Origin of the sequence: Nocardia sp. CC201C, from assembly GCF_030010695.1 — a bacterium.
Classification (GTDB): Bacteria; Actinomycetota; Actinomycetes; order Mycobacteriales; family Mycobacteriaceae; genus Nocardia; species Nocardia otitidiscaviarum.
Genome location: NZ_JASCXP010000188.1, coordinates 1 through 13,672 on the forward strand (window position 1 = coordinate 1; position 13,672 = coordinate 13,672).

At 69.6% G+C, this 13,672-nt stretch carries 9 protein-coding genes and 2 pseudogenes; 4 read left to right on the forward strand and 7 right to left on the reverse strand.

Features of this window, described 5'->3' with window-relative positions; translation table 11 throughout:
* The 5 genes and pseudogenes from QK444_RS19900 to QK444_RS19920 form a co-directional block, all read right to left on the reverse strand.
* Window positions 1-537: pseudogene (locus QK444_RS19900) on the reverse strand (hypothetical protein); the annotation flags it as partial.
* Between the two features lie 656 nt (window positions 538-1,193).
* Window positions 1,194-3,122: pseudogene (locus QK444_RS19905) on the reverse strand (ATP-binding cassette domain-containing protein); the annotation flags it as partial.
* A 3-nt stretch (window positions 3,123-3,125) separates the two neighbouring features.
* On the reverse strand, window positions 3,126-4,175 hold the full coding sequence (cydB, locus tag QK444_RS19910) for a cytochrome d ubiquinol oxidase subunit II (protein ID WP_282782469.1): 1,050 nt from the start codon (window positions 4,173-4,175) through the stop codon (window positions 3,126-3,128).
* 10 nt (window positions 4,176-4,185) lie between these two features.
* Window positions 4,186-5,649, reverse strand: coding sequence for a cytochrome ubiquinol oxidase subunit I (locus QK444_RS19915; protein WP_282782471.1), 1,464 nt, complete (start codon window positions 5,647-5,649; stop codon window positions 4,186-4,188).
* Window positions 5,650-5,838: 189 nt separating this feature from the next.
* Window positions 5,839-6,756: an aminodeoxychorismate lyase gene (locus QK444_RS19920; protein ID WP_282782473.1), complete on the reverse strand. Its 918-nt coding sequence runs from the start codon at window positions 6,754-6,756 to the stop codon at window positions 5,839-5,841.
* 89 nt (window positions 6,757-6,845) lie between these two features.
* Between QK444_RS19920 and QK444_RS19925 the strand changes: the two genes are divergently transcribed.
* The 4 genes from QK444_RS19925 to QK444_RS19940 all read left to right on the forward strand — a co-directional run bounded on the left by QK444_RS19925 (window position 6,846) and on the right by QK444_RS19940 (window position 10,306).
* Window positions 6,846-7,961, forward strand: coding sequence for a folate-binding protein (locus QK444_RS19925; protein WP_282782475.1), 1,116 nt, complete (start codon window positions 6,846-6,848; stop codon window positions 7,959-7,961).
* The gene (locus tag QK444_RS19930) at window positions 7,958-8,707 is read left to right on the forward strand and encodes an MOSC domain-containing protein (protein WP_282782477.1); all 750 of its coding nucleotides are present in this window, start codon (window positions 7,958-7,960) and stop codon (window positions 8,705-8,707) included. The genes QK444_RS19925 and QK444_RS19930 overlap by 4 nt, the downstream gene beginning before the upstream one ends.
* A 251-nt stretch (window positions 8,708-8,958) precedes the next feature.
* Window positions 8,959-9,921, forward strand: coding sequence for an asparaginase (locus tag QK444_RS19935; protein ID WP_282782479.1), 963 nt, complete (start codon window positions 8,959-8,961; stop codon window positions 9,919-9,921).
* Window positions 9,922-10,093: 172 nt separating this feature from the next.
* The gene (locus QK444_RS19940; protein ID WP_282782482.1) at window positions 10,094-10,306 is read left to right on the forward strand and encodes a DUF3073 domain-containing protein; all 213 of its coding nucleotides are present in this window, start codon (window positions 10,094-10,096) and stop codon (window positions 10,304-10,306) included.
* A gap of 403 nt (window positions 10,307-10,709) precedes the next feature.
* Here QK444_RS19940 and purM read toward each other — a convergent pair whose 3' ends face one another.
* Both purM and purF read right to left on the reverse strand, forming a co-directional pair.
* The gene (purM, locus tag QK444_RS19945; RefSeq protein WP_282782484.1) at window positions 10,710-11,789 is read right to left on the reverse strand and encodes a phosphoribosylformylglycinamidine cyclo-ligase; all 1,080 of its coding nucleotides are present in this window, start codon (window positions 11,787-11,789) and stop codon (window positions 10,710-10,712) included.
* 289 nt (window positions 11,790-12,078) lie between these two features.
* Entirely contained in the window at window positions 12,079-13,629 is a 1,551-nt protein-coding gene (purF, locus tag QK444_RS19950) for an amidophosphoribosyltransferase (RefSeq protein ID WP_282782486.1), read from the reverse strand.
* Window positions 13,630-13,672 lie beyond the last annotated feature (43 nt).

Genomic DNA, 13,672 nt, shown 5'->3' on the forward strand with positions numbered 1-13,672 from the left:
CCCACCATCACTTCCCACCCGAGCCGGCGCGACCGCCCCACCATCACTTCCCGACCGAGCCGGCGCGACCGCCCCACCGTCACTTCCCGACCACGCATGGGCGGCCGCGTCGCCGTCAGCGGTCGCACGCTCGCGGACTGCCCCTATGTCTCCCGTCGAGCCGCCATGTGCCGCCGCGGCATTCGGCGAATCGGCCGCGGCCGCATCGCGCCGCGGCCGCCAGATGTCCGCCGCGGCCAACGTCCGGTAGGTCGTGGTGCGCGCGGTCGTCATGGCCCGCAACGCCACATCATGGGTGGCCAGCCGCTCCAGATACCGGCACAGTCCGCGCGCGATGCCCAGCGCCCGCACCGACACCACCGCGATGGTCAGATCCAGCACCGGCGGCATCTCCCAGGCGCGGGCGATCAGCCACGCCGCCAAGGCCGCCAGCGCCAGACCGCTCCCCAACGCCAGCGTGCCCCATCCGATCGACACCGCCATCCGCCACCGCGACAGCTCCAGCAGTTCGCGAATCCGCCGGAAATCGGCCAGCATCGCCTTCACCGCCCCACCACCCCGGCGGTCCCGGACACTCCGGCCGTCCCAGGCAGCCCGGCCGCGCCGGACGGCCCGCCGTGCGCGGCACTACCGCCGACCGCGCCGCGCGCCCCGGTCACCCGGCCTGCGCTTCCGAATGGCCGCGCCGCGCCGTTGTCCGCCGATCCCGGCGTGGGATCCAGGCAGTGGTCCGTGCATGCCGCGGAGCCTGCCACGGGATTCGGCGTTCCGCTGGCGGCGACGGGGCGAACGCGTAGTGCATCGCTCGTGCGAGCGTCCCTACCCGCGACGGCAGCGCTGCCCGTGGCAACGCCTCCACTCGCGGCAGCGGCCTCGGCGGCGCACCGACCCGCCACGGCCGCGTCGGCACCGTGCGGACCCACGGCGTTGTTCTCCATACGTCCCCGCCCCGGCTCCGCGCTGCCGATCCCCTCCCGGTGCTGCGCTCCGGTCGCAGCGTCCTGCCGGGTCGCGCCGGTGTCGGGTGCGCCGCTGCCGATGCGGTCGCCGACGGTGCGGCGCGATGTCCTGCCGGGCGCGGAATCCTGTGCGGGTCCGGATGGTTCGGGGACATACGCGGAGGTGTTCGAGTCGCGCTCGTCATCCGGCTGTGCGACGAGGGAATCGGACTCGCCGGCGGGCTGGGTGGCGTGCACCTCGATGACGTGGTCGGCGATGGCCAGGATGGTGGGGCGGTGGGCGACGACCACCACGGTGGCTCCGGCGCGAGCGCGGTCCACGAGGACGGTGAGGACGGTGGCCTCGCTGGCGTCGTCGAGGTGGGCGGTGGGCTCGTCGAGCAGCAGGACCTGGCGTTGGGCGGCGAGGGTTCTGGTGAGGGCGAGGCGTTGGCGTTGGCCGAGGGACAGGCCGATGCCGCCGGTGCCGACGACGGTGTCCCAGCGGTCGGGGAGTTCGTCGAGGACGGTGTCGAAACCGGTTGCCGCGCAAGCCGCCGCCAGCTGCGCGGGGTCGGCGGGAGCGCCGAGGAGTTCGAGGTTGTCGCGGAGGGTCCCGGGGACGAGCACGGGGCGCTGCGGCAGCCAGGCCACCCGGGACCACCACTCGTCGGGGTCCAGGTCGGCGACGGGGATACCGTCGACGCGCACCATGCCGTGATCGGGGGCGATCAGTCCCAGCAGCGCCTGGAGCACCGTGGATTTGCCGCAGCCGTTGGGGCCGGTCAGCACCGTGACCGCGCCGGGCCGCAGCGTTGCGGAGAGCCCATCCGGGGCCGCGCCGCCGCGCGCCGCGACGCTCAACTCGGCGAGTTCGATGTGGCCGCCGATATCTCGGCCCCGCACGGGCAACGCATCGGTCGAGGTAGCAGATGCGCCCACCACTCCCGGCGTCGATTCGGCCGCCGGGTCAGCAGCGACCGCCGCGGCGGCCCTCGGGGCAGCAGTCGTCGGGACGGCACGCGTCTCGGCGGCGGTCGGGTCGGCTATTGCCGAGTCGGCGGCTCCCGAATTCGCGTCCGGTTTCCTGTCGTCCGGCTCGAGCACCGCGAAAGCCTTGTCGGCGGCTGCCATTCCGTCCTGCGCCGCGTGGAACCGCTCCCCCACCATACGCAGCGGCAGGTACACCTCCGGAGCGAGAATGAGCGCCACCAACCCCCCGTACAGCCCCATGTGCCCGTACACCAGCCGCATGCCGATGGAGACAGCCACCAGCGCCACGCAGAGGGTGGCGAGCATTTCCAGCACCATGGACGACAGGAAGGCGATGCGCAGCGCGGACATGGTGCGCTTGTGCAGGGCCTCGCCCAGATCGCGCACCCGTCCCGCCATGGTGGTGCGGGCCGCATCACCCGATGCCGAATCGCCCGATCCGGCCACGGCGTCCCCGCGTCCGAGGGCCGGTCCCGCGATGTCGGCAGCGGTGTCGATCGCGGCGTCTCCGCCCGCTCCGGGCCGCGGCCGCGACGTCTCCCGTCCCAACGCCCGCAGCGTCGGCATGCCGGCGAACAGGTCGAGCAGTTGATCCGACAGTCGTGTGGTGGCAGCCAGGGTCTCCTTGGACTTCCCCTGGGTGAGCAGTCCGATGAGGATCATGAAGATCGGGATGAGCGGCAGGGTGACGGCGATGATTCCGGCGGAGACCAGGTCGTGCAGCGCGATGACGGTCAGCAGGACCGGGGGCACGAGCACGGCCAGCAGCAGGGCGGGCAGATACCCGGCGAGGTAGGCGCGCAGGCCGTTCAGTCCCGTTCCCGCCACCACCGCCAATTCGGTTCGGCGGCACTCCAGTTCGCGCGGCGGCAGCTGGGCTCCGGCGACCACCACCGCGGTCTCCAACTCCGCCACCACCTGCGCTCCGGCACGGTGCGCGAGCCGCGACTGCCACCAGGTGGCCGCCGCCCGAACCGCGACCGCGATCGCGAACACCGCCAGTTCGGTTGTCCAGGAGCCGATGTCACGGCGTGCCGGATCGGTGATGACACCGGCCAGCACCCGCGCCAGGGCCAGGGCCGCGACCACGATGCACACCGTGGTCGCCAGCGACAGCGCCACGCTCAGCACGAGATACCGTCGTGCCGAACGGGCGTGCCGCCACAGGCGCGGGTCGACCGGTCGAGCCATGGGTCAGTTCTTCGCCTTCTCCGGGAGCAGCCCGATGGGGTCGGGGATCTGTTCCATGGTGAGCCGCTTGCGGAACACCCAGTACGTCCACCCCTGGTAGATGAGCACCATCGGCACCATGACCACCGCCACCCAACTCATGACCACCAGCGTGTAGTGCGTGGACGAGGCGCTGACGGTGCCGTCGCGGCCGTCGACGGTGAGGCTGAAGGCCGGGTCGATGGTCGAGGGCAGCACATCCGGGAACAGCGACCCGAACAGCAGGGCGGTGGCCGACAGGATGGTGAGCGCGGTGCCGGTGAAGGCCCAGCCGTCGCGGCTGCGGCTGTGCGCCAGACCGGCGACCACGATCCCGATCACCGCCAGCGCCAACGGAATCCAGGTCCAGCTCTGCCCGTAGGACAGCTGGGTCCAGATGCCGAACACCGCCACCACCGCGGCGGTGGGCACGAAGATCTTGCGCACGATCGCCTCGGCGTCGTCGCGCACCTCGCCGCCGGTCTTGAGGCAGATGAAGATCGCGCCGTGCAGCAGGAACAGCAGCAGCGTGGTGAGCCCGCCGAGCAGCGCGTACGGGTTGAGCAGGTCGAACAGCGTGCCCTCGACCTGCCGTTTCTCGTTGAGCTGGACGCCGCGCACGATATTGGCGAACGCCAGACCCCAGGCGAGCGCGGGAATCCAGGAGCCGAGCCCGATGCCGAGGTCGCACCAGCGCCGCCACTTGTCGTCGTTGATCTTGCTGCGCCATTCGATGGCGCAGGCCCGGGTGATCAGGCCGACGAGGATGAGCAGCAGCGCGAGGTAGAACCCGGAGAACAGGCTCGCGTACCACTCCGGGAAAGCCGCGAACATGGCGCCGCCCGCGGTGAGCAGCCACACCTCGTTGCCGTCCCACACCGGCCCGATGGTGTTGAGCACCACGCGCCGCTTCACCTCGGATTTGCGCCCGATGATGGGCATGAGCATGCCGACGCCGTAGTCGAAGCCCTCCAGCACGAAGTAGCCGATGAAGAGCACGGCGACCAGCAGAAACCAGAACACTTGCAGAGTCATCCGGAGTCTCCTAGTAAGCGAAGGAAAGCTTCTCGACGGAATCCCCGGTCATCTTCGGGGCGTCGGATTCGGTGGCGGCCGGTTCCGGCCCGGCGACGGTGTAGCGCCGCATCAGGTAGAACCAGGCGACCGCGAGCATGCCGTACAGCAGCGTGAAGACGATGAGCGAGGTGAGGATGGTGCCCGCGGACACCCCGGAGACGCCCTGCTGCACCGTCATTCGGATGCTCTGGTCCCCGGTCGGATTGGGCACCACCACCCAGGGCTGCCGCCCCATCTCGGTGAACACCCACCCGGAGATATTGCCCAGGAACGGTGTGGCGATGGCGAGCAGCGACAGCCAGGAGAACCACTTCCCATCCGGCACCCGCCCGCGCCGCGTCACCCAGAATCCGATGAGCGCCAGCAGGATCGAGCCCGCCATGAAGGTGATCATGGCGCGGAACGACCAGTAGGTCACGAACAGGTTGGGCCGGTAGTCGCCGGGGCCGAACTTCAGGACGTATTCCTCCTGGAGGTCCTGCACGCCGGCGAGGGTGACGCCGCTGAATTCACCCTTGGCCAGCCATGGCAGCACATAGGGCACCTCGATGAGGTGGCTCACGCTGTCGCAGTTGTTGTGCGTGCCCACGGTGAGGATGGAGAAGTTCGGATCGGTTTCGGTGTGGCACAGCGATTCCGCGGAGGCCATCTTCATGGGCTGCTGCTCGAACATGAGCTTGCCCTGCACATCACCGGTGTAGACGAGCGCGACGGCCGCGATGGGAATGATCCACAGGCCCATGCGCGCCGCGGGCCGCCACATGGTGCGGGCCTCCTCGACGCCGACGGCCTCCCCCTTGCGCATATTGCGGACCATCCACCAGCCGGCGATGCCCGCGACGAAGGTGGCGGAGGTGAGGAAGGCGCCCGCGATGACGTGCGGGAAGGCGGCCAGGGTCGTCACATTGGTGATGACTTCCCAGATGCTCGTCAATTCCGCGCGTCCGGTCTCGGGATTGAATGTCGCGCCGACCGGATGCTGCATGAACGAGTTGGCCGCGACGATGAAGTACGCGGAGGCGTTCACGCCGATGGCGACCAACCAGATGCATGCCAGGTGCACCTTTTTGGGTAGTCGGTCCCAGCCGAAGATCCACAGGCCGAGGAAGGTCGATTCCATGAAGAAGGCGACCAGCGCCTCCATGGCCAGCGGTGCGCCGAAGACGTCACCCACGAAGCGGGAGTATTCGCTCCAGCCCATGCCGAACTGGAATTCCTGCACGATGCCGGTGGCGACGCCGAGGGCGAAGTTGATCAGGAAGAGTTTGCCGAAGAATTTGGTGAGGCGCTTCCAGTGCTCCTTGCCGGTGATCACCCAGGCGGTCTGCATGCCCGCGACGAGCGGTGCCAGGCCGATGGTCAGCGGCACGAAGATGAAGTGATAAACGGTGGTGATACCGAACTGCCAGCGCGCGACGTCGACGACGTCCATCCGACCTCCCTGCCGATCTACGACATGACGTAGTACCGGACACTACGCCTGCTGGGTATCAGATGACCATGTGACGCGCCACAACATGCTGGTCGTTTGCCAAGCGGTGACCGAAGTCCCCGAAAGTGTGCCCCCAGGTCCTCGCGCGAGCCCTTCCGAAGGTCATCCGAAAGGCCTGCGGCACACCCCTCACCAGTCGGCGATGCTGCCCGCCCGCGCCACCCCGCGGTTCACCAGTTCGATGATCTCGGGGGCGTGGTCCGGCGCCGACATCCGCAGTCCGTCGAACGAGTTCACCCGGGCGGCCAGGGTGATGCTGGAGAGCATCCAGATACTGTCCGCGGTAATCAGTTCGGCGACGAACAGCGGTTTGTACAGGCATTCCCAGCCCGCCTTCTCGGCCTCGGCGAACAGCGCCCGCTGCGTGGTGCCGGGCAGGACGCCGACCTTCGGGGGCGGGGTGATGAGCTGCTTGTCGCGCACGATCACCACGGTGGAGCGCGGGCCCTCCAGCACCTTGTGCTCGGTGCTGGTGAAGATCACGTCGTCCGCGCCCATACGGTGCGCGAAACGCAGCGCCGCCATATTCGTCGCATACGACAGGGTCTTGGCGCCCAAGAGTTGCCAGGGCGCGGCCTGGGCCAGATCCACCGAGATTCCACGCGACAGTGTGATGACCGAAACACCGTCGGTGCGCGCGGTTTCCACCCGTTGGGGCACCGGCAGCACCAGTACGTAGCCGGTGGTCGCGGGTTCGGCCGGCGTCAGCTCCTTGTTGGCGGCCTGCCCGCCGGCGCCCTGCTCGCTGTCGCGGCCACGGGTGAGCACCATCCGCAGCAGCCCCTCGCGGGACTCCCCCCATTCCTTGGCCGCCTTCTGCACGGCGGCGCGCCAGGCGTCGAGATCCGGGGGCGGCAGCTCCAGGGCCTCCGCGGATCTGCGTAGTCGCGCCAGATGCGATTCGATCGCGCACGGCTGGCCGTCGCGCACCAGCACGGTCTCGAACACGCCGTCGCCGCGCAACACACCGATGTCGTCCGCATACAGCAACGGCGCGTCCGGATCCCGGATCGCGCCGTCGAGGGACACCAAAACTCGTTCCACCATGGCAAGTGAGCCTAGGACAGATCGAGCCCGGTTACGCGGCTTCTCCACCGCCGGCGCACGGCGGATCGGGCAACACCTATTGTGGGTATGTGTCCTCCGAGGTTGCACCCAGCCCGATCCTTTCCAATCCAGGGGCAGTCGCGGGGCTGCCCGAGTCTCCCGATTCGGCTGTCGCGTGGCATTACGGCGATCCCTTCGGTGAGCAGCGCGCGGCGGCGCAGCGGGTGGCGGTGGTGGACCGTTCGCACCGCTTCCTGTTCACCATCACCGGCAAAGAGCGGTTGACCTGGCTGCACACCGTCTCCAGCCAGCATGTGGCGGAGCTGGGCGACGGACGGTCGGCGGAGAATCTGGACCTGGATCTCAACGGCCGCGTGCTCAACCACTTCGTGCTGACCGAACTCGACGGCACGGTGTGGATCGACACCGAGGCCCAGCGCGGCCCGGCACTGCTCGACTTCCTCGCGAAGATGGTGTTCTGGGCCGACGCCAAGCCCGAGGCCGCACCCGACTACGCCATGCTGAGCCTGCTCGGGCCGCGCGTGTCCGAACTGACCGACACCCTGGGTGTCGCGGCGCTGCCCGATATCAATGCGGCGGTGGCGCTGCCCGGTGGCGGGTTCCTGCGCCGCATGCCCTGGCCCACGGCCGATTCCTACGATCTGATCGTTCCCCGCGCGCAGCTGGGCGACTGGTGGGCGCGGCTGCGCGCCGCCGGAGCCGAGGCCGCCGGAATGTGGGCCTACGAGGCGCTGCGGGTGACGGCGCTGCGCCCGCGCATCGGCGTCGACACCGATGAGCGCACCATCCCGCACGAGGTGCACTGGATCGGCGGCCCGGCCGAATTCGGCGCGGTACACCTGAACAAGGGCTGCTACCGCGGCCAGGAGACGGTGGCCCGCGTGCACAATCTCGGCAAGCCGCCGCGACAGCTGGTGCTGCTGCATCTGGACGGGTCCGCGGATTCGCGTCCGGCCACCGGTGATCCGGTGACCGCCGGCGGCCGCGCGGTCGGCGTGGTGGGCACGGTGGTCGACCACTACGAATTCGGCCCGGTGGCGCTGGCCCTGATCAAACGCAATGTCCCGGTCGACACCGAGCTGGCGGCCGGACCGGTCGCCGCCTCCATCGACCCCGATTCCGTGCGCGCCCACGACGAGCCGCAGGCGGGTCGCCTGGCCGTGGAGAGGTTGCGCGGCCGATGAGCGACGAACTCACCGCGGCGGCGGAATCCGTGCTGCCCGAGCACGCCGCGGCCCCGGCGGCGTCCAGCACGGTCGGTACCGTGCTGGCCGTCTGCGTCGTGCACGCCGATATCGAGGTGCCGGGTCGGGTCGGTCGCTCGGCCATCGACAAGCGCCCGGTCACGCGGCGGGTGCGGGTGAACAGGCTCAGCCTCGACGGCGATCACGTGTGCAATACCGAACACCACGGCGGCGAACACCAGGCCGTGTACGCCTACGCCCAGGAGGACGCCGAACGCTGGGGCCGCGAGCTCGATCGCGAGCTGCCCTACGGCTGGTTCGGCGAGAATCTGCGCATCGGTGGCCTGCCGGTGAGCGATGCGGTACTGGGTGAGCGCTGGGCCATCGGCGACGCACTGTTCGAGGTGAGCGCGCCGCGCGTCCCATGCGCCACCTTCCAGCACTGGACCGGCGAGCAGCAGTGGGTGAAACGCTTCACCCTGCAATCGGATACGGGCGCGTATCTGCGGGTGCTGACCGAGGGCGCGATCGGCGCGGGCGACGAGGTGCGGCGGATCCACATTCCCGCCCACGGCATCACCGTGCGCGACCTGTTCGGCGGCCGCGACCAGGCGCTGCTGGACCGGCTGCTCACCGAGGAGCCGACCATCTCCGACGATGTGCGCATGCAGATCGAGCGCCACCGCCGCCGCAACGACCGCGTTGCCGCGACGAATGCGAAGACGAGCGGGGAGCTGACGGCATGAGCGCTCGGACCCGCCGGCGGCGGCGCGGGACGAGCCGGCGGGCGGGTCGCCGATCGCGGGCGGTGGTAGCCGACGGTCGGGCCACGACGCGAAGGGACACCGCGTGAGCGGTCAGGTGCGGAGGTCGCAGCCGAGAGCAACCACGGAGCGCCCCGCACGCGCACGAAAGGGCACAGCATGAGCGGTCAGACGCGGAGGCGGCAGCGGAGCGTAACCACGCAGCGTCCCGCACATGCGCGAAAGGGCACAGCATGAGTGTGGAACTGGTCGAGGTGGTGCGGTCGGGTTTCCGCGAGTGCGTGCACCGCGGTTCGCTGGTGATCCTCGGCCCCGACGGTGAGCCCGCCGTGGAGCTCGGCGAGGTGCACGGCCCCATCTTCCCGCGCTCCACCAACAAGCCCATGCAGGCGATCACCCTGCTGCGCAATGGCTTTCATCCCGTGGACGACGCCGAGCTGGCCATCGCCACCGCGTCGCACTTCGGCGAACCCGATCATGTGGAGCTGGTGCAGCGGCTGCTGGATCGCTTCGGCTTCGCCGAGGACGAGCTGGAGTGCCCGCCGGATCTGCCCTTCGAGGAGCAGGCCCGCGCCACCGCGCTCGCCGGGCACGACCGCGCGAAGGCGGCGCGCCGGATCTTCATGAACTGCTCGGGCAAGCACGCCGCCATGCTCGCCACCTGCCGAATCAACGGCTGGCCGACCCGCGGCTACCTCGATGCCGGGCATCCGCTGCAACGCGCGGTCACCGACACCATCGCCGACATCACCGGTGAGCCGGAGACCGATCTCGGTCTGGACGGCTGCGGCCTGCCGATCGTGCCGGTGTCGCTGGTGAACCTCGCCCGCGCCTACGCCACCATGGCCACCGCCCCGGACGGCTCGCCGGAGCGCCGGGTGGCGGAGGCGATCCGCGCCCATCCGCGAGTGATTTCCGGCACGGACGGGCCGGATCTGCGCGTGATGACGGCAACGCCCGGACTGGTGTGCAAGATCGGCGCGGACGGGGTGCACGCGGGAGCGCTGCCGGACGGTTCGGCCTTCGCCTACAAGATCGATGACGGGCACGACCGCGCCCGGGTGCCGCTGACGCTGGCCATTCTGCAGCGTATGGGCATCGACTGGACCGACGACCACGCCGAGCTGGCGGCTCCCGCCGTGCTGGGCGGCGGCGCCCGGGTCGGCGTGATCCGGGCAATTCCCGGGCTGCTCTGACGCCCGACGGAAACGGCGTCGCCCCGGTCGGAACGGCACTCGCGAGGATCTTCCGGCACTCATGGAAGCGCGACCGCCTGACACACGCTAAAGTGTCTGTCAGGAAGATATTAATTCGAACGGGGCCGCCAACCACCCCAGGCCGCCCCGCAGTGACGCGAGGGGGTCAGCCATGGGCCGTGGCCGGGCTAAGGCAAAGCAGACCAAGGTTGCGCGCGAGCTGAAGTACAGCTCGGCACCAACCGACTTCGCGAGCCTTCAGCGCGAGCTGTCGGGAAGTTCTTCCCCCAGCTCGCAGCGGAGTGGTGTGCTTTCCGACGAGCACGACGCGGATGAATCGTCGCGTTGGGAAGATGAAGACACCTACGACGACTGGCGCCGCTGACTCGGACTGAATCGACGTGCTAAGGGGGAGGCCGTGACTGGCCTCCCCCTTAGCGCGTCGATTTTGCCGTGATTCACGGTGCTGAGGGCTCGAACTACACAGTGACCACATCGGCGTCCCGCGCGCAGTCGTGTCGGGACGCTGGTGTGTTCGGGCTGTCCGGTCGCCGGGCAGCTGAACAGCAGCCGACCGAACCAGCGCGGCCTTTCGGGGCGCATGCGCGGCCTCGACGTCGGCCGTGTTCTTCGCACCCTGGATCGCTCGCGGCCTTCCCGGGTGCCGCGCCGTGCGCTTCGGCGATCCGGAGCCGTTCGAGAGACCCGAAGCGTTCGACACCCTATCGACGAAAATCGCCCCGGCCACGAGAGCGGCCGGGGCGCATCGTCTTCGGATGTCCGAATGCTCAGAAGCGCGGGTGGTCTCCCACCAGCACCGCGCGGGCGGCGTCGGCGTCCTTGGCCTTCTTGACCGTGCCGAGGGTCCAGCATTCGATGTGACGGGCGGTGAGGACGGCCAGTGCGCGATCGGCGTCCTCGGGCGCGACGATGGCGACCATGCCGACGCCCATATTGAACGTCTTCTCCATTTCGACCCGCTCGACGCGGCCGCGCTGGGCGATCATCTTGAAGACCGGGGCCGGGTTCCAGGTGCCGCGATCGAGTTCGGCGACCATGCCCGCGGGCAGCACACGCGCCAGGTTGTTGGCCAGGCCGCCGCCGGTGACGTGGGCGAAGGTGCGCACATCGGTTTCGGCGATCAGGGCCAGGCAGTCCTTGGCGTAGATGCGGGTCGGCTCGAGCAGCTCCTCGCCGAGGGTGCGGCCGAATTCCTCCACGTGTCCGGTGAGGGACATGCGGTCGATGTCGAGCAGCACCTTGCGGGCGAGGCTGTAGCCATTGGAGTGCAGGCCCGAGGCGCCCATGGCGATCACCACGTCGCCGGGCCGCACCCGGTCCGGACCCAGCACCGCGTCGGCCTCCACCACGCCGACGCCGGTGGCGGACAGGTCGTAGTCGTCCGGACCCATCAGGCCCGGGTGTTCGGCGGTCTCGCCGCCGAGCAGGGCGCAGCCGGCCTGGACACAGCCTTCGGCGATGCCGGAGACCAGTTCGGCGACCCGTTCGGGCACGACTCGGCCGACGGCGATGTAGTCCTGTAGGAACAGCGGTTCCGCGCCGCACACGACCAGGTCGTCGACGACCATGGCGACCAGGTCGAGGCCGACGGTGTCGTGCTTGTCGAGCGCCTGCGCGACCGCGATCTTGGTGCCGACGCCGTCGGTGGAGGCGGCCAGCAGCGGCTCGCGGTATCCACCCTTCAGCGCGAACAGTCCGGCGAAGCCGCCGAGTCCACCCTGCACCTCGGGCCGGCTTGCCTTCTTGGCCAGCGGTGCGAAGAGCTCAACTGCCCGGTCGCCGGCTTCGATGTCCACTCCGGCCGCCGCGTACGACGCACCGGCACCGCTGGGGGTCTGTTCAGTCATTGTCTTCGGAGAGCTCCAAGCCGAATCGGTGGATAGATGCCTGCTCACGCTACCGGAGCCGGATAACGACATCGCACCCGTATCGGGAATGCGGGTTGACAAACCCTCCGGTCCGCAACGCCGAGACGCGCGACCGGCCCCGCGCTCGCCCCCGTCCGCACCGTCGAACCCTGTTGATCAGCGGCATCGCGCCCGGACCCGAAAGGGCTCGAACCGCCCCGACATACAAGGGTCCCCGGATAGCACAGTGCCCGCCCACCGAGGCGGGCGGGCACGACGTCGACGTCGGCTACGGGCGGCTCAATGCGCTGGCATTGGCGTTGTCGGCCAGCAGTTCGGTTTCCGTCGCACCGGTGAGCATGCCCTCCAGCACGTTCTTACCGATGGCGGCCTCGGTGGGGAGGGTGATGGGGTACTTGCCGTCGAAGCAGGCGCAGCACAGGCGGCTGCGGGGCTGTTCGGTGGCGGCGATCATGCCCTCGGTGGAGATGTAGCCGAGGGTGTCGGCGCCGATGGAGCGGCGCACGCCCTCGACCATGTCCTCGAAGGAACCCTCGCCCGCGCCGTTGGCGATCAGCTCCGCCCGCGAGGCGAAGTCGATGCCGTAGAAGCAGGGCCATTTGACCGGCGGCGAGGCGATGCGGACGTGGATCTCCAGCGCGCCCGCCTCGCGCAGCATGCGGATCAGGGCCCGCTGGGTGTTGCCGCGCACGATGGAGTCGTCCACCACGATGAGGCGCTTGCCGCGAATGACCTCGCGCAGCGGATTGAGCTTGAGGCGGATGCCCAGCTGGCGGATGGTCTGGCTGGGCTGTATGAACGTGCGCCCCACATAGGCGTTCTTCATCAGCCCCTGGCCATAGGGCAGTCCGGAGCCCTGCGCGTAGCCGACGGCGGCCGGGGTGCCGGATTCCGGCACCGGGATGACCAGGTCGGCGTCGACGGGATGCTCGGCGGCCAGCCGGCGGCCGATCTCGACGCGGGTGGCGTGCACGGAGCGTCCGGCGATGGTGGAGTCCGGGCGGGCCAGGTACACGTATTCGAAGACGCAGCCCTTGGGTTCGGGATTGGCGAAGCGCATGGACCGCACCCCGTCGGCGTCGATCGCCAGCAGTTCGCCGGGCTCGATCTCGCGCACGAAGGACGCGCCGACGATGTCGAGGGCGGCGGTCTCACTGGCTACCACCCAGCCGCGATCCAGGCGGCCCAGACACAGCGGCCGCACCCCCCACGGGTCGCGCGCCGCGTACAGCGTGTGCTCGTCCATGAAGGTGAGGCAGAAGGCGCCGCGCAGGGTGGGCAGCAACTCCATGGCCGCCTGCTCGATGCTCTTGTCGGCGGCGGCGTGCGCGAGCAGCGCGGTCATCACGTCGGAGTCGGAGGTGGCGCCCAGGGATCCGGCCAGTCGCCCGCTGATCAGGCCCAGTTCCCGTGCCCGCGCTCCCAATTCGGCGGTATTGACGAGATTTCCGTTGTGTCCCAGCGCGATTCCGGTGCCGACCGCGGTGGTGCGGAAGATCGGCTGGGCGTTCTCCCAGGTGGTGGAGCCGGTGGTGGAGTAGCGGCAGTGGCCGACGGCGACGTGGCCGGGCATGGCGGCCAGGGTCTGCTCGTCGAAGACCTGGCTCACCAGGCCGAGATCCTTGAAGACCAGCACCTGCGCGCCGTCGGCGACGGCGATGCCCGCCGCTTCCTGGCCCCGGTGTTGGAGGGCATAGAGCCCGTAATACGTGAGCTTGGCGACATCCTCGCCCGGTGCCCAGACACCGAAAACCCCGCATTCTTCACGCGGTTCGTTCTCGTCCTGGTCGGCTGCGGCGGCGGAGGGGTGCAGATTCACCGTTTGCTCCCTGTTCGGCGGGCTGGGGGCACGCACCAGTCTA